Raw genomic sequence first — 25,547 nt, forward strand, 5'->3', positions numbered from 1 at the left:
TTTCTGTGGGGGACAACAGGCACTGCCGCTCAGTTCGCTCCAGAAATCAGTCCTCTGGCAATCGGTGCCTTTGCAATGGGTATAGGTGGTGTATTGCTTTGTGTTAGTGCCCGAAAATCACTGGTAAAGGATGCACCTATTCTTTTTTCTACACCACTGACCTTTCTGTTTGGCAGTGCATGTGTTGCAATTTATCCGCTGGCCTTTTACAGCTCAATGCGTTTGTCAGGCGTTGCCATAGGCACCGTGGTTTCTATCGCCAGTGCACCACTATTCGCTGCGCTTTTAGAGTATTTTTTAAGTAAAAAGCCCGTGTCTTTAAAATGGTTTATTAGTTTTGTGTTTGGTGCGTTTGGGATTGGCATGTTAGCCATGGGTAAGGCACACGACGCAATGGCGTTGTCAGCATCTAAAGATGATCAGGTGTTCGGCGTTATATTGGGTTTAATTGCCGGTTTAACTTACGCTGGATACTCATGGGCTGCGAAGCAACACATTGACGCTGGCGCAAATTCAAAATCTGCCATGGCCGGACTTTTCGGTTGCGCTGCCGTTGCTCTGTTGCCTTCCCTCTGGTTTACCGGTCAAAACTTGTTTGCTAACACTATCCACATTAGCGTTTCACTCTATATGGCTGTTGTGCCGATGTTTCTTGGTTATTTGCTATTTGGCTATGGTCTTCGCACTACCGAAGCGAGTAAAGCTACGCTTATTACGTTAATTGAGCCACTGGTTGCGACACTTTTCGCTATTTTTCTGATTGGTGAAGTATTCAAGCCGGTGGGGTGGGTTGGCATGACGCTGGTGTGTCTTTGCCTTTTAATCCAATCGATAAAATTTCCATTTGCTTTAAAGCGCTATGGCAAAAAAGCAACGGCGTAATGTTGAAACCGCGTGTGGCTTATAATGAAAAGTCAGAATACTTGTTAAGTATTCTATCAATTTGACCCGTTTGTTTTAATTCAGCAATGGCGCGGTTAATGGCGGGGAGCTTATCTTTATGTCGATTGTGAACACGCAACGCCATTTGGCCTGCGGTATGGATGGGGCCCAGCGCTATTTTTACGTTGTGCATTGAAGACCAGTAACGCGCTGCTGCTTCCTCCATTATGATGACATCTATCCGTTTCATGCCAAGGGCTAAGATAAGGTTACTCTCGGCTTGAAAGTCCATTCTGACGAACTTATCAGAATCAAAATACACATAGCCGGAGATCATCCCTACGGTTTCACCGTAGATAGAGGCGAGGGTTTGGTATCGGCTATGGTTTTCAGGCAGAGTAATAAAGTATTCTGTGATGTCTATAATGGGATCTGAGAAAGTGAAGTCGCCCGCGGGCTCATCTTTAGACAGCCAGCTTGGACTGAAAAAGTCGAAATCAAGAGCGCCTGTTTTAAATGCAAGCATGGCACGTTTGGTAGAGAGCATGACTTTTTCTGTCTTAATACCTGCTCTATTCATAATAAGGGGAAGGATTTCAACTAGAATACCGGCCCTATCTTCGTCGACAGCATTTTCGTACGGGATAGAGCTGCCTGACGTTCCAAGATTATATCGCAGTACTTCATCGGCAGTCGCGCCACCGCCAAAAAGCGAAACGTTAATCAATAAGATAAACGAAACAACTTTTTTGATGTGTTGGGCTAGTCTCGCTAAGGCGTTCACTCAAGATGTTCCACTTCAATAGATTAATGAACGGCGCTTTCTTCACTATTTCTTTCAATACTTGCCCAATGCTCAACTTTGTCGATGAGGTCAATAGCATCAAAAGGTTTACTTAGGTAATCGTCCATTCCGGCGTTAACGCAGCGCTCTTTGTCACCTTTCATGGCATTGGCGGTTAGTGCGATGATCGGCACGTTTAAATAGCGTTCTCCGGCCTCACCATTTCTTATGCGTTTAGTTGCTTCAAAGCCGTCCATTTCTGGCATTTGACAGTCCATCAAGACAACATCAAAGGTCACTTTCATTTTGTTCAACGCTTCAAGTGCCTCTAGGCCTGATTTGGCACTCAATGTAGTGTGGTTATTTAGGTGCTGTTTAACAATAACCTGATTAATGTCGTTGTCTTCGACAATTAATACTTTGCGTTTTTTCCCTTTTTCCCGTTTCACTCCTGAGGAGTGGTGAACTGGCTTAAGCAGGGCTTCGTCGGCTTGTTCAAGCATAATAGTGAAAGAGAACGTGCTTCCGTGACCTTTAACGCTCTCAAGTTTTATATCGCCGCCCATGAGTTCGCATAATTGTTTGCTAATAGAAAGTCCAAGGCCTGTTCCGCCGAATTTGCGAGTTGTAGAAAGGTCTTCTTGGGTAAAGACATCAAAGATTGTACTTTGCTTATCTTGTGCGATACCAATGCCGGTGTCTTTTACGCTACATAAAAGCTTAAGGCTGTTATCTGCGTTTTGCTGAATGCTGGTGGTGACTTCAATGCATCCACTGTCGGTGAACTTCACGGCATTACCTAACAAGTTCGAGAGTATTTGTCTAAAGCGTACATCATCGCCTTGTACAACGTGAAAGCCTTGTAAATCAAAGTGAAAATGTAGCGCTAACCCTTTTTCTTGGCACATAATCGCGTACTGACTTTGAAGGTTTTCAAGCGATTCTAAAATGTCGAATGGGTTTTCTTCAATTTGCAATTGGCCTGCCTCTATTTTAGAGAAGTCCAAAATATCATTTACGATATGTAAAAGGCCTTGGATACTAAACTTAGCAAGAGACAGGTAGTGCTTTTGCTCCTCAGTGAGTTCAGAGCTAGCCATTAACTGCAAAACACCAGAAATACCGTGTATTGGCGTGCGTATTTCATGGCTCATACTAGCGAGGAAGCTCGATTTAAGACGGGCAGACTCTTCCGCTTTTTCTCGCGCATCCTGAAGATACTGTTCGGTTTGTCGTTGTTGAGTAACGTCCTGTTGAAACCCGATATAGTGAGTGACTTCACCATTTATTTTTACCGGCGTTAAATTCAAACGATTATAAAAGGCGCTGCCGTCTTTTTTATAGTTGAGCAGCGTTGTTTCAATAGGCTCGCGCACTGCAATAGCCTTGCGGATTTGGTCAACTGTCTGCTTGCTGGTTTCATCGCCCTGCATCGACCTGCAATTATGACCGATTATTTCTTCACGACTGTAGCCTGTAAGCTCTTCAAAGGCACTGTTTACGTATATTATTGGTTGGCCGACGCGCTTAATGTCCGAAATGATGATCGACACGGTTGCTTCATCCATAGCGTGAGTGAGCACTTTAACGTGACTTTCAAGAGAGCGTTGTTCGGTTTCGTCGCTACCAACATAGATATCACCACGAATATTACCATTAGCATCGGCCAGTGATGTTTTAGTCCAATGAACAAACCGCTCTTGGCCGGTTGATACCGAAAAGTGTGTAAGTTCATTGCTCTGTGAAGAAGCAAGCTTTTGCATAATGAACTTCAAAATACCGTTCTTTTCACCGTACTGGTCATGACAAAAGTCGTCGAAGCGCTTGTTAGAAAGTAAAATTTGCTTGTCTTGATCAACCACAACAAGCATATCGCCCATTGATTCCAACACGTTGGAAAACTGTTCGTTAGACAGTGAAACCTCTGTCAAATCCCAAATCAGTTTGTCAAACGCTTCGCGAATATCCGCAAGTTCTTGGGCCTCAACGTCACTATCAAGGCGTAGTGAGGTCTTATCATCACTGTTTAGTCGATTCTTAATGTCATTGTACAAAGTCGAAAGTGTTCGCTCGGCAAGCGTTCCCGTCATACTCACCATATGCAAAATGATAAATACGAAGCCTACAATCATTGCCAGCAATACAATCCCAGTCCATGCGGCTTCTCTGTATGCGGTGATGGTGGGTTTTACGCTGTATAAGGTTAGATTTTGCCAATCAGCCTTTTTTATAGCGTAGCCGCTGTCATCAAAATCGGAAAAGCTTGAGTTGGGAGCAATGAGTGAGGGCTCACTGCTAAATAGGACATGCCCACTAGAGTCGGTAACAAGCTGGTTAGTCAGTCTGGGATAGGGCGCGAGCAAAGACTGCAAGCTATCCACATACATGACAAGTGCGCCTTCCGCTACGCCTCTAAGTAACACTGGAACGCTTATTAATACGCCGTACTTTGATACCGAGGAGTATGCATTCGATGAACCAAGGGTTTGCTGGCGCCATGCACTACTGAGCGACTCGGGGATAACAGCATTCCAGTTTTTATCAATCACCCGGTTCCCGGCAAAATCAAATAGCGCAAACTCGACACTTTTCGCCTGAGTTAAATTTAACGAGCGGAAAAACATGGGAAGGTAATTATCCCTTTGCTCGAAATCAACCAAGGAATTGATGATGATATCGTTAGCTGCCAAGTCTGCTAGCTGTCTAGTGGTGTCGCTAACAATGTAATTGATATCTTGTTCTAAACCATCAACAGATTGTTGTTGAAGCTGGTCGGTTTGTTTAACAATGAAGTGAAAAGAGAGAGCAAACAGAATGATAGACAAAACCGCGACGAGTAAAACCAGTCGCGGTAACATGCTTGAAAGCAGAAGAGAGCGTAACCTTGGGGGCTGCTGCATCATTGCACGCCCGTTGTTACCAAGTGACCTTTTTCGTTAAACGTAGTCATAAAATAATCCTTTGCCCAGAGTGCATCGTGTCTGTCCTCTGAAAATGGAGCTGTGTAGTGCTTCACTGCACCTTGCACATTTTGAAGAGACTCTAGCGCACCGCGTAATGCGTCTACTTCTATACTACCAGCTTTCGCGGCAGCTGCCGCGATTAAATGAGTTAAATCATAAGCATGAGCCAAACCTGTCACACCACCAATCGCAGTCGCATCCACCAAGCCATACTTACTATAATAGGCTTCTAACAAGCTTTTTGCCTTGGTATTTTTCTGGTGGTTGAAGTGGAAGGTTTGAAGTACTGACACATTGTAGTTAGCGATGGGCTTTGCAAGTAAAGAGGCGAACTGACCCGACGCGACTCCCCAATGTGACACAACAGGGAGAGAGGCGATGCCTTGTTTTGCCATCTCATCGAGTACCACAACACCTTCAGGAACGTTAGTGACAAGAATAATCGCTTCCGCTTTCGCGCTTTTTATTGCCGCGATATCCTCAGAAAAGTCTTTCTGCTGCCAATTTATCCAATGGGTTGCTGTTATATCAATATCATTATTACTTGCAGCTTGTGTTAATGATTCAAGGTTTGAGCGTCCCCATCCTGTTCTTTCCAGTACCAACGCGATATTTGATAGCCCCATATATTTGACGTGATTAATTAGGACTGACGCTGCTTCAGCGTCGCGTACCGACACGCGAAATATGTTATTCGGTGAGTGCCCGTTGTCGATAATAGGCGTCCCCGCTGCCCAAGGAACCAACATCAAAATGTTTTTTTCGTGTATTGGGTCGACTTCAGCGAGAACTACAGGTGTATGAACGCCGCCTACTACCGCAAGTAAATTGGGAGTTTGGGAAAATTGCTCAATGTTATATACACCTCGAGCTGGGTTGCCGCGATGGTCTTTCGCAATAACTTTTATTTGACGACCTAGAATCCCACCAGCGGCATTTATTTCGTCGACGGCAAGCTCGACCCCTCTTGTAATAGCGATGCCACCTTCAACAGCTACCGCTGAAAGATCGGCATCAATACCAATCACCAGAGGTTCCGTTGAACTTAATGCTTTACTTGCAGTAAAAATTGAAAAGACGCAAGCCAGCGAGAGAAAGATAGAAAGTGCACGCATGAATAGGCTACCTAAATGTTAACCTTAAAAGTGTATAGCAATGTGCTCAGTCTTTTAGCGTAAACGTCTTATCCTTTAGTATAAGTTTGATGCTTTTTTGAGAGCTTTTACGAGATTTTTGAGCGCTGGCGACGGGTTGGTGTACTAAACGAGTGCGCATTAATTGTGGCACGATTCTACTATTAGCTTATATTTCGAGAAGAGTGGTTGTACATTTGCTAAACAGTGCTCGACGTTGTTTAGTTGTTCCTCTGGTGACGAGGTAGCAGTAAAACCGCCTGATAAAAATGGTTTGCGTATGTTGCAAGCAAGGATAAACAGCGGTTTGGAGCGTGAGTGCGAAAGAATACCCTGCCAACAATAATAGACATTGAAGCAAGTGGATTTGGCGCAGCGAGTTACCCTATTGAGATAGGTATCGTGCGCTATGATGGTGCAAAGTGGTGTAAGCTACTTCGGCCCTTTGACTCGTGGGTTCACTGGGATCGAAAAGCGGAGTCACTGCACGGCATAACGCAGCAGATGCTGCAAACTCGAGGAGAAGAGCCTCGAAAAGTCTGTGTTGAGTTAAATAACTTCCTTGGCAATACGGTTGTTTACAGTGACGGTTGGGTCGTTGATAACCCGTGGCTAATTAAGCTCTACGCCGCAGCGCAGGTAGAAATGTCTTTCACGTGTAGAGCATTGGAATATATTTTGTCTGAAGCACAAATGAATCAATGGCATGAGGTGAAAAGCCGCCTTGCGAGCCAACTTGATGTTAAGCGTCATAGAGCGAGTTCCGACGCGATGGTAATTCAACAGACTTACGCAAAAACCTTATCATTGGCATAACGGCAACTACGTTTCGTCTTTATGATGGGGTGTAATACTAAAAGCGCACTGTGAGTGCAATGTAGCGGTGACCTAAAACAAGTAATTGACGCCCAATGAGAGGCCCATATTCTCTTCTTCCCCAACTTGCCTATGTTCAAGCTCTACCGCCATGTTTAAACCCTCGCTTTTGCCAAGCAGCCAGCCCAACCGAGTAAAAGTACCTACATCATGTGGTAAATAAAGCCACTCTGCGTAATGCTGAAAGGCGGTATTGTTGGTTTTGTACGTTGCATAGACCTTTTGCGGAACCCAAGTGTTAAACCGCCTGCTGGCGCTAAACATACCTTGTGACCCCGCTGGGTAGGTATAACTGTTGTCGTATAGATAAGTTTCGGTTGTAGATTGAATGCGGTACATACTATTTAGCTGCCACCGGGCTATTTTTTTGCTTTTGAATTGGATAGGGCTGTAGTGGGGAGCATTCATTTCCGCGAGCACGGGGGAAGCCGCCATAGACGCAGCCAAAGTAAGTGCCAGAAGAATTCCAGTAACCACATTCATGGAAGAGCCCAAGTTGTTGTTATCATGGCTTGTAAACAACCAGAAACTACAAGCGATAGTGTGTTCGTTATTTAAGCATAGCTGCAAAAAATAAATGATGAAAATATTCTTTACTGTTTTTTATATGTTTCGTTGATTTTGCTAGCCAAATAAAAAACGCCGCTAGTTTATACCAACACTTTTTTGCAAAGCGTTATAAAAACTGAGCGGCGTATTTAAAAGCGTTATTTGGTTATCGAATTAAATCGATGCTTTTAACGCTTCTGCTTTATCTGTTGCTTCCCATGGGAATTCGTCACGACCAAAGTGACCGTACGCAGCCGTTGGGCGATAAATAGGGCGCTCAAGGTCTAGCATTTGAATAAGTCCATACGGGCGTAGGTCGAAATGTTCACGGACCAGTGCCACTAATGTTTTCTCATCTACCACACCTGTACCGAAGGTATCGATGCTGATAGACGTTGGCTCTGCCACACCGATTGCATAAGACACTTGGATTTCACAGCGCTTAGCAAGTCCTGCTGCAACAATGTTCTTAGCAACGTAACGACCCGCGTATGCTGCACTGCGGTCTACTTTTGATGGATCTTTACCAGAGAACGCGCCACCACCGTGACGGGCCATACCACCGTAAGTATCAACAATGATTTTACGACCTGTTAAGCCACAGTCGCCCATTGGACCACCGATAACGAATCGTCCCGTTGGGTTAATGTGAAAGCGTGTATTTCCATCAATCCATTCACTAGGCAGCACTGGCTTAATAATTTCTTCCATTACCGCTTCGCGAACTGTTTCAGTGCTTACTGAATCACAGTGCTGGGTTGAAAGCACAACCGCGTCGATGCCAACAGGCTTGTCGTTTTCATATTTGAAAGTAATTTGGCTTTTAGCATCTGGGCGTAACCAGTCTAGCTTACCAGATTTACGCACTTCGGCTTGTTTTTGAACAAGGCGGTGAGAGTACGTGATTGGCGCAGGCATTAGTACGTCAGTTTCGTCACTAGCGTAGCCAAACATTAGACCTTGGTCACCAGCACCTTGTTCTTCAAGGCTTGCGCGATCAACACCTTGATTTATGTCAGGTGACTGTTTGCCAATAGCATTTAATACCGCACATGAATCAGCGTCGAAGCCCATATCTGAGTGCGTGTAGCCAATTTCTTTAACTGTTTTTCGGGTAAGCTCTTCAATATCTACCCATGCAGAGGTAGTTACTTCACCACCCACTAAAACCATACCGGTTTTTACATACGTTTCGCAGGCCACCCGAGCGCGAGGATCTTGTTCTAAAATAGCGTCAAGAACCGCATCTGAGATCTGATCAGCAATTTTGTCCGGATGTCCTTCAGACACTGACTCGGATGTGAATAAATGCGTGGCCATAAATGCTCCGTAAGCGTTAAATTATCAAAATAGTCGTATATTGTACTAAAACAAGTTATAAATACCAGTCTTTACTTCTAGACGTCTAAAAGTCTCTTCGTTACGAATAGTTGACACAACCCGATCACTTATAGGGTTATTCAGGTCGTAATTGTCGAAGTTAATGATGTATTTGTAAAACTAGGCGTCAGATATAACTGTTTTTGCTGTAATGGGAATACGTGATGGTCAGGGTATAGACCATTTTTTACTATGACTTTCGCTATTGGCAATGAAAACCCATTGAACTGAAAGGTGGCATAGGTAAGAATAACGCCACATTCATTCGTATAAAGAAGTAGAGCGAACGCCTTACCTCTACGCTCGTCTAGCTTGCCTAGCCCGCTAAGATACGAAACAAAAGATACAAAATAAATCAGGAGACAACATGCCCTCTCGTCGTGAACTCGCCAATGCAATCCGTGCATTAAGCATGGATGCCGTTCAACAAGCTAAATCTGGTCACCCAGGTGCCCCAATGGGGATGGCTGATATCGCACAGGTACTATGGGGTGATTTCTTATCACACAACCCTGCAAACCCATCTTGGGCTAACCGCGATCGCTTTGTGCTTTCAAATGGTCACGGCTCGATGCTGTTGTACTCTCTTCTTCACCTATCAGGCTACGAACTGCCAATTGAAGAGTTAAAGAATTTCCGCCAATTGCATTCAAAAACGCCAGGCCATCCAGAATATGGCTATGCGCCAGGTGTTGAAACGACCACTGGCCCACTAGGCCAAGGTATCAGTAATGCTGTGGGCATGGCGCTTGCCGAAAAAGTACTAGCTGCACAATTTAACAAAGATGGTCACACTATTGTTGACCACCACACCTACGCATTCCTAGGTGACGGCTGCTTAATGGAAGGTATCTCACACGAGACCTGTTCACTAGCCGGTACGCTAGGCCTTGGTAAGCTTATCGCGTTTTGGGATGACAACGGCATTTCAATTGATGGCGAAGTGGAAGGTTGGTTCACCGACGATACACCAGCACGCTTCAAGAGCTATGGTTGGGAAGTGATCGATGGCGTTGACGGGCACGATGCAGAGCAAGTAAAAGCCGCTATTGAAAAGGCACAGGCGAATACTGCGCAGCCTACGCTTATTTGTTGTAAAACCACCATTGGTTTCGGTTCACCTAATAAAGAAGGTACCGAGTCTTGTCACGGTGCACCACTAGGTGAGGACGAAATTGTCGCTACTCGCGAGAAGCTTGGCTGGAGCCATGGCGCGTTCGAAATTCCAGACGATATTTACGCTGGTTGGGATGCTAAAGAGAAAGGTTCAAACGCGGAAAGCGCGTGGAATGACGCTTTCGCTGCATACGAAGCCGCCTACCCAGAGCTTGCAGCAGAATTCAAACGCCGTGTAAATGGCGAGTTACCAGCAGATTTCAGCGACAAAGCAGACGCTATCATCGCTGAACTTCAAGCTAACCCACAAAATATCGCGTCACGTAAAGCGTCACAAAATGCACTGAATGCGTTTGGTCCGCTACTTCCTGAACTATTAGGCGGCTCTGCTGACCTTGCAGGTTCTAACCTTACTATTTGGGAAGGCAGCAAAGGTGTTGAAGCAAACGATGCCTCAGGTAACTACATTTATTACGGTGTACGTGAGTTTGGTATGTCGGCCATGATGAATGGTATTGCCCTTCACGGTGGCTTTAAGGCATACGGTGCAACTTTCCTAATGTTTATGGAATATGCACGCAACGCGGTACGTATGGCAGCGCTAATGAAGCAGCCTGCAATTTTCGTTTACACCCACGATTCAATTGGTCTAGGTGAAGACGGCCCAACTCACCAGCCAGTAGAGCAGGTGGTAGCGCTACGAGCAACGCCTAACCTTGATAACTGGCGTCCTTGTGATCAGGTTGAGTCTGCTGTGTCGTGGAAGTCTGCTATTGAGCGCACTGACGGCCCAACAACGCTTATCTTCACGCGTCAAGGCTTAGCGCAGCAAGAAAGAACGGCTCAACAAGTTGCTGATATCGCGAAAGGCGGTTACGTACTTAAAGACTGTGAAGGTACGCCAGAGCTTATTCTTATCGGTACTGGTTCTGAGGTTCAGCTAGCCGTTGAAGCCGCAGCGAAACTAACCGAGCAAGGCAAAGCCGTTCGCGTAGTGTCTATGCCATCAACTGACGTATTCGACCGTCAGTCTGCTGATTACCGTGAAAGCGTACTGCCTTCTAGCGTTGTTAAACGCGTAGCGGTTGAAGCGCTGTCTAAAGATAGCTGGTACAAGTACGTTGGCTTTAATGGCGCTATCGTGGGCATGGACACCTTTGGTGAATCTGCACCTGCTGGCGACCTGTTTAAGCACTTCAACATTACCACTGACGCTGTAGTAGAGGCAGCACTGTCTCTGTAAGAGGTAATAGATAAGCCTATGGTAAATATTGCCATAAATGGGTTTGGTCGTATTGGTCGTAACGTGTTGCGCGCGCTGTATGAAAGCGGGCGCAACAACGAATTTAACGTGGTGGCCATTAACGACATTGCTAAACCCGAAGGCATAGCACATTTACTTAAATACGATACCGCCCACGGGCGGTTCCGTTTTGATGTGGCCTTAGAAAATAACACGCTAAATGTCGCGGGCGACGATATTACACTGCTCGCGATAAGCGATATTAAAGACCTACCCTGGAAAGACTTGGGCGTTGATATTGTGCTTGAGTGTACGGGCAAGTTTGATGACAGAGCATCGGGGCAAGCACATTTAGATGCCGGCGCTGGCAAAGTGCTTTTCTCGTCACCCGGGTCACCAGATTTAGACAATACGGTCATTTTCGGAACCAATGAAGACACGTTGACCAGTGAACAAAAATTAGTCTCCAACGGCTCTTGCACCACAAACTGCATTGTTCCTGTTATCCAAGCGCTAGACGCTGCGTTCGGTGTTGAAAGTGGTACGATCACAACCATTCACGCGTCTATGCATGACCAGCAAGTTATCGACGCCTATCACGAAGATTTGCGCAGAACCCGTGCTGCAAGTCAGTCGATTATTCCCGTTGATACCCGACTTGCTGCCGGTATAGAGCGCATTCTGCCTAAGTTTGCGGGAAAATTTGAAGCCATTGCGGTTCGAGTGCCAACTATCAATGTTACTGCCATGGATTTAAGTGTAACGCTTCAATCTAAGGTAACGATTGAGCAAGTGAACCAAGCCCTTCGCAATGCAAAAGCGGGGCGTTTACAGGGCATTTTGGACTACACCGAAGAGCCTTTGGTGTCGGTAGATTTCAATCACGACCCTCACTCGTGTATTGTAGATGGCACACAAACAAGAGTCAGTCACAAACAACTGGTTAAAACACTAGTATGGTGTGACAACGAATGGGGTTTTGCAAACCGTATGCTCGATACCGCAAAAGTGATGTTCGACGCAAAATAAAGCATTGATGCTGCCAAGGGTTGGTAGCACCAGCCCGCGCAGCTTTCACAGTTAATTTGAGCGTGTCTTACCTTCAAAACTCGCTCTACTGAATTTAAATTAACATAGGAAAGACGATGGCAATTCCAAGCATGAGCGATATGGCCCTAAAAGGTCAGCGCGTATTAATTAGACAAGATTTAAACGTGCCGGTAAAAGACGGCAAAGTAACTTCTGATGCGCGTATCAAAGCATCAATCCCTACGATTAAAGCAGCCCTAGACGCAGGTGCGGCAGTTATGGTGATGTCTCACCTTGGTCGTCCTACTGAAGGCGAGCCTGCAGACGAATTCTCTCTTCAACCTGTTGTTGATTATCTTAATGACGCCCTAGACGTACCAGTTAAGCTTGTAAAAGATTACTTAGATGGCGTGGAGCTTGCAGACGGCGAATTAGTTATCCTTGAAAACGTACGTTTTAATAACGGCGAAAAGAAGGACGACGAAACGTTAGCAAAACAGTACGCAGCACTTTGCGATATCTTTGTTATGGATGCGTTCGGTACTGCTCACCGCGCACAAGCGTCTACTCATGGCGTTGCTAAATTTGCACCAAAAGCCTGTGCTGGCCCATTACTTGCTGCAGAATTAGACGCACTTGGCAAAGCGCTAGACAACCCTAAGCGTCCAATGGTTGCTATTGTGGGTGGCTCTAAAGTGTCTACCAAGTTGACCGTGTTAAAAACATTGGCTGAAAAAGTTGACCAGCTGATTGTTGGTGGCGGTATTGCCAACACTTTCATTGCTGCTCAAGGCCATAATGTAGGTAAGTCACTAGTAGAGATGGACCTTACCGAGCAAGCCACGCAGCTTATGAATGAAGCACAGGCGAATGGCGGTAATATTCCAGTACCTACAGATGTGGTCGTGGGCAAAGCGTTTGATGAGAATACCGAAGCGACGCTAAAAGTAGTCAGTGACGTTGCCGACGACGATATGATTTTTGATATTGGTCCAGACTCTTCAAAGGCGTTAGAGGACATTATCAAGAACGCGGGAACCATTGTATGGAATGGCCCTGTAGGCGTATTTGAATTTGAACAGTTCAGTGCTGGAACAAAAGCGCTGTCTGAAGCGATTGCGGCAAGCGACGCATTCTCAATCGCAGGTGGTGGTGATACACTAGCAGCAGTTGATAAATACGGGATTGCCGATAAGGTCTCTTATATTTCAACAGGTGGTGGCGCGTTCCTAGAATTCTTGGAAGGCAAAACACTACCAGCGGTAGCAGTACTAGAAGAAAAAAATAAATAAGCCTGGGCGCTGCATGTAAACGCAGCGTTTTAAAGCTCTAGATAGCTAAGGCCTAGTACAAACGTTACCCCATAAGTGTCACGCTCAGTAACAGCATTGTTGAGCGTGACCTTTTAATCGGAAACGATTACACCTGCGAAACAGTGAAGTACGCAGGCATAAATACCAACTTTATTACAGATGTGTTTACTTAAGGTGCTGGCATGCTGCGTCTGAGACAAACAGATCTTTAATAGAATTGGTATAACAATAAACCCTACACCTGTCTATTAAGGCAGTAATATACAAAAGGAGTGTTGCAATGGCATCACAAGCTCAGCAGGCAATGCTGGATAAACTGAAGACGCAAACCGGTTTTATTGCAGCGTTAGATCAAAGCGGCGGTAGTACCCCTAAAGCGTTGCGCTTATACGGCATCGAAGAGTCAGAGTATAGCTCAGACGAAGAGATGTTTAATCTTGTTCACGAAATGCGTACACGCATTATCACCAGCACCCCTTTTAGCGGCGAGCGCGTTCTTGGCGCAATCTTGTTTGAAAACACCCTTGATAGAGAAATTGAAGGCATGTCTTCTGCACATTTCTTATGGCAGAAGAAGCGCGTAATTCCGTTCCTAAAGGTAGATAAAGGATTAGCTGAAGAAAGCAACGGCGTGCAGGTAATGAAGCCAATGCCAGGTCTTGATGCACTGCTAGCTAAAGCGGTGGCGCAAGATGTATTTGGCACTAAAATGCGAAGTGTTGTTAAGCTTGCGAATCACCAAGGTATTAAAGACGTTGTTGCTCAGCAATTTGAAGTGGGTAAGCAAATTTTAGCCGCGGGCCTTGTTCCAATCATTGAGCCAGAAGTGGATATTCACAGTCCACAAAAAGCGGAAGCAGAAGCATTACTTAAGCTAGAGATTTTGACGCAGCTTAATCTGCTAAACGAAGGTCAGGAAGTCATGCTTAAGCTTACGCTTCCGACAGAGGCAAACTTTTATAAAGAGCTTGTTGATCACCCTCGTGTACTTAAAGTAGTGGCGCTATCTGGTGGCTATAGCCGCGAGGAAGCAAACGCGAAGCTGGCAGAAAACCAAGGTATGATCGCGAGTTTCTCTCGCGCACTGACAGAAGGCGTATCTGCACAGCAAACTCAAGAAGAGTTTGAAGCAACGCTTGATACTGCAATTGAAGGTATCTACCAAGCGTCTAAAGCTTGATCCTCTCCTTTTAAATTGATTGTAAAGAGCGCCTAATGGCGCTCTTTTTCGTTGTGCGGTTTTGTCACTTCCTATTCCATTTCGCTTTTGTCGATTCTGAAAACGTGCAATCGCTTATTGCCCGCGTTTACTAGCAAGAATGTTTCTTGTAAAAGCGTAATTGCCTGTGTAGCATAACGCCGCAATTTTCCTTATATAATTGAATTTCTGGAATAATCATCGGTGAATAATCATCAGTACATGAAGCAGTACACCATATACGCATTAATTGCGTTGTTGTTTACTTGCTTATCTGGACTTAAACAGGATTACAAGCCGATCACGTTCAAGCATCATTTCGATGCTTCTATTTCCGAATATTCCTTCGAGTTTGATACAGAGGAAAGTGCGCCGGAAGAGCCCGCTCCACCACAATATGTTGTGCTGGATTACCTTACGGACTCCTTCACTGAAACCGCAAAGCCACGTCCGCGCTGGCATTTCAAAACATCCCTTAACTACGCAACGCCGTTAACACGAGCGCCGCCTATTGCTTAGTTTCTTAGGCTTAGCAGTTAGCTGCTTACCTAGAAACACCTTAATTCGATATTCATTACATAGCGCCAGCCCTTTTTGCTGGATGTTTTTGCGCGCTTAATTTTCAGCACTGAATTTTATTGCTGAACGCGCGCTAGTGGCGTGCTGCCTTTTTACGAGGCACGTCACGATTAGCCTTTTATTACGAATTTACATTATGAGCAAAAAAGCACTTCTTGCAGTAAGCATTGTTACCGCACTATTAGGTGGGTGTGGCCATGAAGAACATGCTGCGCATCACGAAAAACTTCAATTCAACGTTACTCATCCCATCGTACAAGACACAACGCTGGTAAAAGAGTACGTCAGTCAGGTACGTGCCATTCAACATATTGAAGTTAGAGCTATGGAAAAAGGCTATCTTCAATCGACCTTTGTTGATGAGGGACAAACGGTAGAACGTGGTCAGCCCATGTTTAAAATAATGCCGAACGTGTATGAAGCTGAACTACACCGCGCTGAAGCCGAGGCTAAAGCAGTCGAGATGGAGTACAAAAATACAAAGTCGCTTGTTGAGCAAAACATTGTTTCTCCTAACGAACTTGCCGTGATTGAAGCGCAGCTTCAAAAAGTACAGGCAGAAGTTGAACTGGCGAAGACCCACCTAACGTTTACTGACGTTAAAGCACCGTTCACAGGGAAAATGGACCGACTGGAAGCTCGAACGGGAAGTCTGCTTGATGAGGGTGAGTTGCTTACCACGCTATCTGATATCAGCACCATGTGGGTGTATTTCAATGTACCTGAATCTGAGTATTTGAAATACGCGCAAAACAACCCGTCAAACAAACAAACGCCAGTGCGATTAAAGCTTGCCGATGGCAGTATTTACGAGCACCAAGGCGTGATAGATGCCATTGAAGCCGATTTTGATAATCATACCGGTACCATAGAAATGCGTGCGTCTTTCCCTAACCCAGACCAGCTGCTAAGACATGGGCAGACCGGAAATGTCATGGTGGATATTGCCTATCCAGATGCGCTGGTTATTCCTCAGAAGGCCACATTCGAAATTCTCGATCAAAGCTTTGTGTATGTGCTGGATAGCGAGAACAAGTTAGCAACCCGCCACATTAACATCGCTGCAGAACTCCCTAACATCTATCTGGTTTCAGACGGCCTAGCGCCGAGCGACACTATTTTGATTGAAGGACTGCGAAGAGTCTCGAACGGCGATGAGATAGAGCCTGAACTTATTTCAGCCAGCGACACATTAGCTGAACTGTCACTGCACGCAGAATAAGGGGGCGCTATGTTTGGAGTTTTTATTAAACGTCCAGTGATGGCCATCATGCTATCGCTGATGATTATATTTTTGGGCGTGTTGTCGGTGTTTAGCCTACCCACGTCACAGTTTCCAGATATTGCTCCGCCGCGAGTGCTTATTTCTCTGGCATATCCCGGTTCGAGCGCTGATGTATTGGTGAAGTCATCGCTGGTTACCATTGAGCGTTCAATCAACGGTGTGCCGGGCATGAAGTACATCGTGTCTGATGCGACCAGCGCGGGTGAAGCCACCATTCAAGTTATCTTCGATTTAGATGTAGATCCGAATCAGGCGCTCATTAATGTGAAAACGCGGCTTGACCAGATCATGAACCGGCTGCCCCAGCTCGTGCAGTTAGAAGGGGTGGTACTAGAGCGGGTTCAGCCTAGCATGTTGATGTACATAAACGTTTATAGCACGGACGAAACGGCTGATGAAAAGTTTCTGTACAACTATTCCAATATCAACCTTATCCCAGAGATACAGCGAGTAAACGGTATTGCCAGTGCAAAAATATTGGGAAGTCGCCAGTACGCAATGCGAATTTGGTTAAAGCCTGATCGCATGCGTGCTTACAATGTTTCTGTAGATGAGATCATGGAATCGATAGACGAGCAAAGCTTGATTGGACGCCCTGGGCGACTTGGCAGAAGCTCAGGCATTACTGCTCAGTCCAAAGAATACGTGCTTATTTACGAAGGACGTTACGACGAGCCTGAAGAATATAAAAATATCATTATTCGCGCCGATTCCGACGGACGCTTGCTCAAATTAGGTGATATTGCCGATGTTGAGTTAAGTAGTGAATTTTTCGATATTTACTCAAACAAAGACGGATATCCTTCCGCTGCCATAGTACTTAAGCAGAACTACGGAAGTAGTGCCAACGAGGTTATTTCTCAGGTTAAAGCCACTATGGCTGAACTAGAAAAAACGTTTCCAGAAGGCATGAAGTACGAAATCAACTACGATGTTTCCAAGTTTCTAGATGCCTCTATTGAACAAGTGCTGCATACCCTGTTTGAAGCCTTTATTTTGGTTTCCTTGGTGGTGTTCATCTTTCTGGGGGACTGGCGCTCCACACTTATCCCGCTTCTTGCTGTGCCGGTTTCTCTGGTAGGGACGTTTTTCTGCATGCAAGCCACAGGGGTGAACATAAACCTTATTACTCTGTTCGCTCTGGTACTAGCTATCGGGATTGTGGTGGATAACGCTATTGTTATCGTGGAGGCCGTTCACGCGAAAATGGAAGAGAGCAGCAGCCTAACCCCTTATATGGCTACCCAACAAGTACTGGGTGAAATGGGGGGAGCTATTATCGCGATTACACTTGTGATGACGGCGGTTTTTGTGCCCCTTATTTTTATGACGGGCCCGGTAGGTGTCTTCTATCGCCAATTCTCTATTACCATGTCATCGTCAATTATCATCTCGTGTATTGTTGCGCTTTCATTAACGCCAGTGCTGTGTGCGATGTTGCTTAAAAACCCACATTCACACACAAGAAAGGCAACGCCATTAAGCAAGTTTATTGATGGATTTAACTATTATTTCAATAAGTTAACCGGTCGTTATACAGGCATTATTAAAGCTATCGTTACACGCCGGAGTGTTACTGTAGTGCTGCTTGCGGGCTTTGTGGTAAGTACCTTTGGCGTTAATCAGGCATTACCTACAGGCTTTATTCCCGGTGAAGACCAAGGGCAAATCTATGCCATTATTCAAACACCGCCAGGCAGTACCCTTGAAGCGACGAATACAGTAGCGCGAGAGCTGCAAAGCTTGGCGCTGGACGTTGAAGGCGTCTCCTCGGTGTCCTCGCTTGCTGGCTATGAAATTCTCACGGAAGGACGAGGTTCAAATGCTGGTACCTGCTTGATTAACCTTGAAGATTGGGCTAATCGCGAACAGTCGGTACGTGACATCATTGAAGAACTGGAAGCCAAAACACACCACTTAGGTGCAGTGATTGAGTATTTCGAACCGCCTGTTGTGCCGGGTTATGGCGCGTCGTCGGGGTTATCATTTCGTTTACTCGATAAAACCAACACAACCGACTATCAAGAGTTTGACCAAATCAACAAAGCCTTCATGGAAGAGCTTGGTAAACGTGATGAGCTAAAAGGTTTATTCACTTTTTATGCTGCCGATTATCCTCAGTATAAAATTGAGATAGATAACCAAGCTGCAATGCAGAAAGGGGTATCTATTGGCGCTGCCATGGAGAATCTGAATATTCTTATCGGTAGTACTTACGAGCAAGGTTTCACGCGTTTTAATAACTTCTTCAAAGTGTACACACAAAGTGCGCCAGAATATCGTCGTTATCCCAGTGACTTATTGGATTACTACGTGAAAAACGAAGAAGGTGAAATGGTGCCTTACTCGGCCTTTATGAAGCTGATTAAAACCCAAGGCCCTAATGAAATTACACGCTACAACCTTTATACCTCGGCAGCAATTCGTGCAGAGCCTGCAGCAGGGTATACCTCGGCGCAAGCGATAAAAGCAGTTGAGGAAGTAGCGGCTGCAACCCTGCCAAAAGGATATGACATTGGTTGGGAAGGCCTGTCATTTGACGAGGCTAAACGAGGCAATGAAGCCATCGTTATCTTTGCCGTAGTATTGTTGTTTGTATATATCGTGCTGGCATCACAATACGAAAGTCTGCTTCTACCTTTTGCAGTCATTCTTTCACTACCTACCGGTATTCTCGGCTCATTCCTGTTTCTAAAAGGAATGGGGCTGGCCAACGACGTTTATGCGCAGCTTGGCTTAGTTATGCTGGTTGGGTTACTCGGCAAAAATGCCGTGCTTATTGTGGAATACGCAGTGCAAAAAAATCAGCAGGGCTTATCGATTGCTGACGCAGCTGTTGAAGCGGCCAAACAGCGCTTCCGTCCAATCTTAATGACATCGTTCTCGTTTGTAGCAGGGCTAATTCCGCTTGTTATTGCAACGGGGGCAGGCGCAGTGGGAAATAGAACTATTGGTGCTTCTGCCTTAGGCGGTACTTTGTTCGGCACTATTTTTGGTGTGCTGGTTATTCCTGGGCTTTACTACTTGTTCGCCAAATTTGAAGAAGGTAAGTCATTAATCAAAAACGAAGATCATGTCCCTCTTACTGAAACTTACCACTATAACGATGAGGTGCTAAGCGATGACAAATAAAAAGCGATTTACCTATAAGCCGCTGTGGTTAGCGCTTAGTAGTGCGTTGTTAGTACAGGCATGTGCCATTCCTACCATTGAAACGCGAAACCCTAAACTAGATTTGCCAGAGCAGTTTAACGCGAAAGTTTCGCAAATGGATACTCAGGCTGGTCAAGGGATTAACCAGAGTACACAAGCAAATATTCAATGGAGTGAGTGGTTTAACGACCCTACGCTTTCTGCGCTGGTGGATACGGCGGTTAAGAACAACCAAGAGGTGTCTATATTAATTCAACGCATTAATATGGCGTCGAATGAAGTGTATGCACGGGAAGGGGAATATTTGCCTCGACTCTCTGCGGGGGTAGCCGCTGAAACCGAAAAGGTTGGCGAATATACCCGGGAAGGCGCAGTAGAAGAACAGTTAAATATCAAGGAGGATAAAGAATTTCCCGACCCGCTGGCAAACTTAAAGCTAGGCCTTAATGCGTCGTGGGAAATTGACGTTTGGCATAAGCTGAGAGATGCGTCTAAAGTGGCCTCGCTTGAATACTTGGCGTCGGTTGAAAGTAAAAACTTTTTCGTTACCCAGTTAGTATCTGAAGTTGCGCGTACTTACTATGAACTGCTGGCGCTAGATAACAAGCTAGAGAATCTTGACTCAACCATTTCGCTACAGCGTAATGTTATTCACACTATTAATGCGTTGAAAGAATACGGGCGGGCGTCATCGCTACCCGTTGCGCGCTTTAACGCGGAAGTGAAGAAAAACGAGAGCGAGCGTTACTTGATTGAGCAGGAAATCCTAGAGAAAGAGAACACGCTCAATCTGTTATTAGGACGCACTCCACAGCCCATTCAAAGGGACAGTAACGTGTTGCTCAGCGCCGAGCTAAAAAGCCCGCAGGTGGGTGTACCCTCTGCGCTATTAGACAATCGCCCTGATATAAAACAAGCTGCACTCAAGCTCCAAGCAGCAGAGTTAAATATCGATGTGGCTAAAGCCAACTTCTACCCTTCTTTTGAGCTAAAAGCAGGGGTAGGTTTATCGGCGTTTGATAGTCGCTACTTGTTTAATGTGCCTGAGTCATTGGCATATTCTTTATCTGGTGATGTTTTTGCGCCATTAGTAAACCGCAGGGCGATTGAGGCGGTTTATCAAAATGCCAGCGCCGAACAAATTGAAGCGGCTTACGAATATGAACTGACCGTTTTAACGGCGGTAGCTGAAGTAACAAACAGTTTATCGAAGCTCGATAATTTGGAGAAAAGTGCTGAAGCAAGGCGTCATCAAATTGCTTCACTCGAACAGTCGATTGATATTGCCAATGGGCTTTTTTCGTCAGCTCATGGTGAATATTTAGAGGTGCTGCTTGCACAGCGAGAAGCACTGGAAGCGCGTAGCGAGTTTATAGAAACCCGTCAGCAGCAAATGGCCGCACTGGTCGATTTGTATCAGGCACTCGGAGGCGGATGGCAGTCTTAAAACAATAAGGAGAGCGTTAGCTCTCCTTTTTTTCGCCTTCATCAAAAGCTGGCGGTGAATTTCAGACTCAACGTGTGACAAAAGCAGAACGCATGCGGTGTTGAATGTTAACGCGTAAAGTTAAAGCGGGCAAAAAAGCGCTCAGCTTCGTCACTATCAAAATCATAGCCATTATTCGTCATCGCTTCCAAAGCATCTTCTACCGTTTCGTAAAAGCCATAAGGAACTTCGGCAGCGTCGTAGCACTGAGAAATCTGATGCTTAGTTGTGAGCATAATGTCGGTATCTAATATCACCACGGCAAGAAACGACAGGCCGCGGGTTTTTCTTACCCTAGTTTGTTTTACAAAAATATCAAAGGTGGAAGGGGGCATCAGGCTTTCACCGTAAAGACAGCTTACTTGTGCCCATTTAGTGCCCTTTTCGAATTTTGAAATGTCAGAAGACATCTTAACTACGCCATTTCTCATGGTTTCGTCATTCCACGGTCCGCGCGCTGAGAAGAGCAGCAACTGACCGCTTACGCTACATTCAAACTCGCCGTGTGGATTATTCATGGGCATTAACTTTAAGCCTTATATAGAAGTTAGCACTTTACTGCTATCACGCAACTAACCATTCGGCTTAAGCCAACGCCCCTGTGTACTGCGCTTAATCGCCTAGCGATGTCGCTCAACGTTTAATCTTTATTGGCTGAATTTATTCAGTAATATGGAGACGATAAATGCATCACTACAACGTGATCACCCTATAAAAAGAACGGATAAGAACAAATAGATTAAGGTGAGATATGTCTTTTACGAGAAATCACAGGTACCCGTCAGTCAAAAAACGGTTTGCTATATGGGCTGCACTATTTAGCGTAGGCACGCTAGCTATGCCATCCACAGCGCTTGCAAACAATGAGAGAGAATCTCTTACTTCCGACTCTGGACGCTATTTTAAATCGGAAGATATTTTTAATTTGGAATACGTGAGCGAAGTTCAGGTGTCGCCAAACGGTAAATATGTTGCGTATGTGCGCCGTTCAAACGACATTATGTCGGACAGCAGTCGAGCGAACGTCTGGCTAGCGTCGGTTGATGGAAAGTCACACCGCCCCTTACTGTCGTCGAAAAAGAGTTACTATTCTATTCGCTGGTCACCAGACGGTAGCCGATTGGCTTACCTTTCTAATGAAGAAGGTAAACCACAACTGTATGTGCGTTGGATGGATACAGGGCAAACGGCACTCGTAACAAATGTCACCTCAAACCCAAGTAACATCACTTGGTCGCCAGATGGTAAGCACATTGCTTTCACTATGAGCGTTGATGCCAAGGAAAAGCCGCTAGACGTTAAAATGCCTAAAAAGCCTGACGGTGCAAAGTGGTCTCCTAGCTTTCAATATATTACCAAAGCGCGCTATCAAGCCGATGGCCGAGGCATTCTTGAATCTGCTTACACCCATATTTTTATTGTTCCTGCTGACGGAGGCACAGCGCGACAGCTTACTTCAGGGAACTATCACCACAATGGGCGCTTAAGTTTCTCTCCTGATAGCGACAAAATCTATTTCTCTGCCAACCGCAGTGACAATTGGGAGTATGAGCCTGTTGAGGGGGACATCTTTTCTGTGGATATGATGGGTAATATCGCACAGCTTACCAACGACAAAGGCCTCGAATCATCGCCTGTCGTATCGCCTGACGGAAAGCACATTGCTTACGCACGCCGCGATGACGAAAAAGTGATGTACAAAAATAGCTATTTATATGTGATGAAGAGCGATGGTACAGATGCTCAAAATTTAACAAAAGACATTGATAATTCAGTGTCTAACTTTCACTGGAAAGATAATAAGCACGTTTATTTTCAGCAGTCGGTTCGCGGTTTAGCGCAGGTGGATGTGGTATCGCTATCGGGCAGCGTAAAAGCCGTAGCTAAGGGGCTGGGCGGTACTACGTTAGGACGACCTTATGTGTTTGGCACCTATCACGCTGTTGATGATGTAGTGGCGTATACCAAAGGACGTACCGATCGGCCCGCTGATTTATATGTCACTACGCGAAACGAGCGACAGCTTACTGCACTAAACGAAGACGTTCTAGGTCATAAGCAACTTGGCGAAGTAAAAGAAATTGTCTATCCGTCTTCTATTGATGGCGAAGAAATCCAGGGGTGGTACATTCTGCCGCCAAACTATGACAGTTCGAAAACATATCCGCTTATCTTAGAAATTCACGGCGGACCTAATCTCGCTTATGGCCCTGTCTTCACGGCCGAGCTGCAGCGCATGGCTGCAGAGGGCTACGTGGTGTTTTATGATAATCACAGAGGTAGTACAGGTTATGGAGAGCGCTTTGCATTGCTACTTCAAGGGAAATACAGTTCGGAATATGACTTCTCAGACCATATGTCGGGCGTAGATGCGCTTATTGAAAAAGGCATCGCTGATCCAGAGCGACTGTTTATTACTGGTGGTTCAGCAGGCGGCATTGCATCAGCCTATGCCATTGGCCTTACTAACCGATTTAAAGCAGCCGTAGTCGCTAAACCCGTTATCAACTGGTTATCGAAAGTGCTGACTGCCGATTCAGGTCTATATCAAATCCCTTTCCAATTTCCGGGTAAGCCTTGGGACAATGTAGAGCACTACTGGAAGCGCTCACCGCTATCGCTAGTAGGCAATGTAACGACCCCCACCATGCTGATTACGGGAGTGGAGGACAAGCGCACGCCAATGTCTGAGACCGAGCAGTTCTATCAAGCGTTAAAGATTCAAAAGGTTGATAGCGTACTGGTAAAAGTACCTGGATCGCCCCACGGGATCGCTTCTAAGCCATCTAGAATGATTGGTAAAGTTGAAAATATCTTGGCGTGGTTTAAAAAATACGACAGCGTGCAGTCACAAAGTACGCAAGTTGAAGCTCAATAATTAGTGTGCTGAAACTAAGTGGGGCTAATGCGCCGACTCAATCGGTTCAAGGCCCCATTTTTTAGTATTCGAGCATATTCGTCATTCGCTTTTAAGATCGAAAGCGCGATTGTGAGAGGCGCTGTTTTTCTATTCCACGGTGGGATGTAATTGCTCAATATCAGGAACAACCGTGAGTTTTAAATTAAGCGTTTTCCAGTAGTGGCTTTCTCGTAGCAGGTCAGCTGAGATAATAGGTTTTTCATCTAACCAGCCATCGGGGAAGGTAGTGGTCAGTTCGTTCTTTTCTACATCAACAACGAGGTCAGGTACAAAACCCTCTTGGCGTTTAATATTAAGCAGTACACCCAAACGCAGTAACGCGATTAAATGCTTAACCGACCGCTCATCGAAAAGATTAAACGCGGGCAATTCACTGGTTCGAATTTTCTTTCTATGGAATCGCACGAGCGTAGCTAGCAGTAATTGTTGTTCCTGCGTAAACCCAGGCATGTCCACATTACCAAGAATATAGGCGCTGTGTTTTTGTATGCCTCGAGAGTTAATTTGCATGCCGACTTCGTGAAGTAAAGCTGCCCAGCCGAGCATGCTTTTAAAGTCACGCCCTTTAAGTTTCCATGCTTTTTCAACATCGTTGAAAAGTGAAAGGGTTGTATTAAGCACCATAGTGGCTTGGGACGTATCTACATCGTAGCGGGTTGCCAAACTACTCGCGGTTCTGCCGCGAATATCAGCGTGATGAAGCTCATCTTCCATCTGATAAAGCACGCCTTCGCGCAAGGCGGCAGGCGAGTACACCAAGCCTTCAATCTCTAGCGCTTTGAAAACGGCGATAAGAATAGCGAGGCCGCCAGCAATAACCACACGACGATCTTCACTTAAATCTGGGTAGCTTAATTTGTCTATATGGCCTGCGCTAACGAATTGCTTCATTAGGTTGCGTAGGCTTTTTAAGGTTACTGGAATATCATGCCCATTTGGACGGTCTTGCTGACATAACGTGAACAACGATCGGATAGTACCTGAGGTACCTACACACTGTACCCAGCCTAATCTGCGATACTTGTTATCTATCATTTCAAGCTCTTGTTGAGCTGCGGTAATCGCGCGCTCAAAAGCTTTAGACTTTAATTCGCCGTCGGGGAAAAAGCGTTGAGTATAGCTTACGCAACCCATTTGAAGGCTGCGGCAAAGTAAGGGTGTGAAGCCTTCACCAATAACGAACTCGGTGGAGCCGCCGCCTATATCGATAACAAGTTGCTGGCCATCAGCATGATTGGTATGGGCCACGCCAGAGTAAATCAGACGGGCTTCTTCTACACCAGAGATAACTTCAATGGGGTAGGGAAGAATGTCTTTTGCTGCACTGATAAAGTCTCTGGCATTGCGGGCTTTACGCAGTGTATGGGTGGCAACAATGCGCACAGAGTCAGGCTCGAACCCCTTGAGGCTTTCTGCTACCACTTTAAGCATAGCAAGCCCACGCTCCATCGCTTCTTCAGACAGAATATCGTCCTCATTGAGGCCTTCGGCCAAGCGAACTTTTTGCTTAACTCTATGCAGTATCTGAACAGACCCAGCAACAATACGCGCCACTACTAAATGGAAGCTGTTAGAGCCAATATCTAACGCCGCGACTTTACTTACCTCGCGGGTTTCCACATCATTAAAAACGGTTTCATGTTGGGTCATGGACTAAT

General features: G+C 45.6%; 18 protein-coding genes. 11 read left to right on the forward strand and 7 right to left on the reverse strand.

All coding sequences use genetic code 11. The features are described from left to right. A partial coding sequence (locus ACFI6J_RS16635) for a DMT family transporter (RefSeq protein ID WP_462586277.1) occupies positions 1-882 on the forward strand: 882 nt, incomplete at its 5' end. A 19-nt stretch (positions 883-901) separates the two neighbouring features. Here ACFI6J_RS16635 and ACFI6J_RS16640 read toward each other — a convergent pair. Genes ACFI6J_RS16640 through ACFI6J_RS16650 form a run of 3 tightly spaced genes read right to left on the reverse strand, consistent with a single transcriptional unit; the run spans position 902 to position 5,744 of the window. After that, on the reverse strand, positions 902-1,666 hold the full coding sequence (locus ACFI6J_RS16640; protein WP_156077940.1) for a substrate-binding periplasmic protein: 765 nt from the start codon (positions 1,664-1,666) through the stop codon (positions 902-904). Positions 1,667-1,689: 23 nt separating this feature from the next. Next, positions 1,690-4,569 carry an ATP-binding protein gene (locus ACFI6J_RS16645; RefSeq protein ID WP_187446898.1) on the reverse strand — a complete coding sequence of 960 codons (2,880 nt, stop codon included), beginning with the start codon at positions 4,567-4,569 and terminating at the stop codon, positions 1,690-1,692. Next, on the reverse strand, positions 4,566-5,744 hold the full coding sequence (locus tag ACFI6J_RS16650) for an ABC transporter substrate-binding protein (protein ID WP_049586185.1): 1,179 nt from the start codon (positions 5,742-5,744) through the stop codon (positions 4,566-4,568). The genes ACFI6J_RS16645 and ACFI6J_RS16650 overlap by 4 nt, the downstream gene beginning before the upstream one ends. Before the next feature lie 336 nt (positions 5,745-6,080). Here ACFI6J_RS16650 and ACFI6J_RS16655 point away from each other — a divergent pair, with 336 nt between their 5' ends. Continuing rightward, entirely contained in the window at positions 6,081-6,578 is a 498-nt protein-coding gene (locus ACFI6J_RS16655) for a 3'-5' exonuclease (protein WP_014948380.1), read from the forward strand. Between the two features lie 72 nt (positions 6,579-6,650). Here ACFI6J_RS16655 and ACFI6J_RS16660 read toward each other — a convergent pair whose 3' ends face one another. Together ACFI6J_RS16660 and metK are read right to left on the reverse strand one after the other, a co-directional pair. Continuing rightward, positions 6,651-7,121, reverse strand: a complete 471-nt coding sequence (locus ACFI6J_RS16660) for a hypothetical protein (protein ID WP_156077941.1) — start codon at positions 7,119-7,121, stop codon at positions 6,651-6,653. 240 nt (positions 7,122-7,361) lie between these two features. Beyond that, positions 7,362-8,507 carry a methionine adenosyltransferase gene (gene metK / locus ACFI6J_RS16665; protein ID WP_014948382.1) on the reverse strand — a complete coding sequence of 382 codons (1,146 nt, stop codon included), beginning with the start codon at positions 8,505-8,507 and terminating at the stop codon, positions 7,362-7,364. Positions 8,508-8,934: 427 nt separating this feature from the next. On the opposite strand from metK, the gene tkt reads away from it, so the two are divergent. The 8 genes from tkt to ACFI6J_RS16705 all read left to right on the forward strand — a co-directional run bounded on the left by tkt (position 8,935) and on the right by ACFI6J_RS16705 (position 20,930). Further along, a complete protein-coding gene (gene tkt, locus ACFI6J_RS16670) occupies positions 8,935-10,926 on the forward strand; it encodes a transketolase (RefSeq protein ID WP_061484788.1) in 1,992 nt (663 codons plus the stop codon). A gap of 18 nt (positions 10,927-10,944) precedes the next feature. Then, the gene (epd, locus tag ACFI6J_RS16675; RefSeq protein ID WP_014948384.1) at positions 10,945-11,955 is read left to right on the forward strand and encodes an erythrose-4-phosphate dehydrogenase; all 1,011 of its coding nucleotides are present in this window, start codon (positions 10,945-10,947) and stop codon (positions 11,953-11,955) included. A gap of 116 nt (positions 11,956-12,071) precedes the next feature. After that, positions 12,072-13,247 carry a phosphoglycerate kinase gene (locus tag ACFI6J_RS16680; protein WP_014975742.1) on the forward strand — a complete coding sequence of 392 codons (1,176 nt, stop codon included), beginning with the start codon at positions 12,072-12,074 and terminating at the stop codon, positions 13,245-13,247. A 301-nt stretch (positions 13,248-13,548) separates the two neighbouring features. Beyond that, positions 13,549-14,448 (forward strand): fructose bisphosphate aldolase, encoded by a 900-nt coding sequence (locus tag ACFI6J_RS16685; RefSeq protein WP_014978432.1) that lies wholly within the window; start codon positions 13,549-13,551, stop codon positions 14,446-14,448. Positions 14,449-14,670: 222 nt separating this feature from the next. Beyond that, the gene (locus ACFI6J_RS16690) at positions 14,671-14,985 is read left to right on the forward strand and encodes a hypothetical protein (RefSeq protein WP_283630232.1); all 315 of its coding nucleotides are present in this window, start codon (positions 14,671-14,673) and stop codon (positions 14,983-14,985) included. 196 nt (positions 14,986-15,181) lie between these two features. Next, positions 15,182-16,267, forward strand: a complete 1,086-nt coding sequence (locus ACFI6J_RS16695; protein WP_202941117.1) for an efflux RND transporter periplasmic adaptor subunit — start codon at positions 15,182-15,184, stop codon at positions 16,265-16,267. Positions 16,268-16,276: 9 nt separating this feature from the next. Further along, positions 16,277-19,462 carry an efflux RND transporter permease subunit gene (locus ACFI6J_RS16700; RefSeq protein WP_462586278.1) on the forward strand — a complete coding sequence of 1,062 codons (3,186 nt, stop codon included), beginning with the start codon at positions 16,277-16,279 and terminating at the stop codon, positions 19,460-19,462. After that, complete coding sequence (locus tag ACFI6J_RS16705) at positions 19,452-20,930, forward strand: TolC family protein (protein WP_462586279.1); 1,479 nt, start codon at positions 19,452-19,454, stop codon at positions 20,928-20,930. Before ACFI6J_RS16700 ends, ACFI6J_RS16705 begins: the two co-directional genes overlap by 11 nt. A gap of 107 nt (positions 20,931-21,037) precedes the next feature. Here ACFI6J_RS16705 and ACFI6J_RS16710 read toward each other — a convergent pair whose 3' ends face one another. Then, positions 21,038-21,487 (reverse strand): hypothetical protein, encoded by a 450-nt coding sequence (locus ACFI6J_RS16710; RefSeq protein WP_039230797.1) that lies wholly within the window; start codon positions 21,485-21,487, stop codon positions 21,038-21,040. Between the two features lie 233 nt (positions 21,488-21,720). Here ACFI6J_RS16710 and ACFI6J_RS16715 point away from each other — a divergent pair, with 233 nt between their 5' ends. Further along, positions 21,721-23,847, forward strand: a complete 2,127-nt coding sequence (locus ACFI6J_RS16715) for a S9 family peptidase (RefSeq protein ID WP_462586280.1) — start codon at positions 21,721-21,723, stop codon at positions 23,845-23,847. A gap of 129 nt (positions 23,848-23,976) precedes the next feature. Here ACFI6J_RS16715 and ppx read toward each other — a convergent pair whose 3' ends face one another. After that, positions 23,977-25,539 carry an exopolyphosphatase gene (gene ppx / locus ACFI6J_RS16720; RefSeq protein WP_462586281.1) on the reverse strand — a complete coding sequence of 521 codons (1,563 nt, stop codon included), beginning with the start codon at positions 25,537-25,539 and terminating at the stop codon, positions 23,977-23,979. Between the last annotated feature and the right edge of the window lie 8 nt (positions 25,540-25,547).

The sequence above is a fragment of the Alteromonas sp. G4i13 genome, from assembly GCF_054960505.1.

What these genes read in the sequence shown, in the direction of transcription:
- ACFI6J_RS16685 (WP_014978432.1), top strand. Translation starts at nt 13,549, where the DNA reads ATGGCATCACAAGCTCAGCAGGCAATGCTGGATAAACTGAAGACGCAA.
- ACFI6J_RS16695 (WP_202941117.1), top strand. Translation starts at nt 15,182, where the DNA reads ATGAGCAAAAAAGCACTTCTTGCAGTAAGCATTGTTACCGCACTATTA.
- epd (WP_014948384.1), top strand. Translation starts at nt 10,945, where the DNA reads ATGGTAAATATTGCCATAAATGGGTTTGGTCGTATTGGTCGTAACGTG.
- ACFI6J_RS16700 (WP_462586278.1), top strand. Translation starts at nt 16,277, where the DNA reads ATGTTTGGAGTTTTTATTAAACGTCCAGTGATGGCCATCATGCTATCG.
- ACFI6J_RS16680 (WP_014975742.1), top strand. Translation starts at nt 12,072, where the DNA reads ATGGCAATTCCAAGCATGAGCGATATGGCCCTAAAAGGTCAGCGCGTA.
- ACFI6J_RS16715 (WP_462586280.1), top strand. Translation starts at nt 21,721, where the DNA reads ATGTCTTTTACGAGAAATCACAGGTACCCGTCAGTCAAAAAACGGTTT.
- metK (WP_014948382.1), bottom strand. Translation starts at nt 8,507, where the DNA reads ATGGCCACGCATTTATTCACATCCGAGTCAGTGTCTGAAGGACATCCG.
- ppx (WP_462586281.1), bottom strand. Translation starts at nt 25,539, where the DNA reads ATGACCCAACATGAAACCGTTTTTAATGATGTGGAAACCCGCGAGGTA.
- ACFI6J_RS16645 (WP_187446898.1), bottom strand. Translation starts at nt 4,569, where the DNA reads ATGATGCAGCAGCCCCCAAGGTTACGCTCTCTTCTGCTTTCAAGCATG.
- ACFI6J_RS16660 (WP_156077941.1), bottom strand. Translation starts at nt 7,121, where the DNA reads ATGAATGTGGTTACTGGAATTCTTCTGGCACTTACTTTGGCTGCGTCT.
- tkt (WP_061484788.1), top strand. Translation starts at nt 8,935, where the DNA reads ATGCCCTCTCGTCGTGAACTCGCCAATGCAATCCGTGCATTAAGCATG.
- ACFI6J_RS16650 (WP_049586185.1), bottom strand. Translation starts at nt 5,744, where the DNA reads ATGCGTGCACTTTCTATCTTTCTCTCGCTGGCTTGCGTCTTTTCAATT.
- ACFI6J_RS16705 (WP_462586279.1), top strand. Translation starts at nt 19,452, where the DNA reads ATGACAAATAAAAAGCGATTTACCTATAAGCCGCTGTGGTTAGCGCTT.
- ACFI6J_RS16710 (WP_039230797.1), bottom strand. Translation starts at nt 21,487, where the DNA reads ATGAATAATCCACACGGCGAGTTTGAATGTAGCGTAAGCGGTCAGTTG.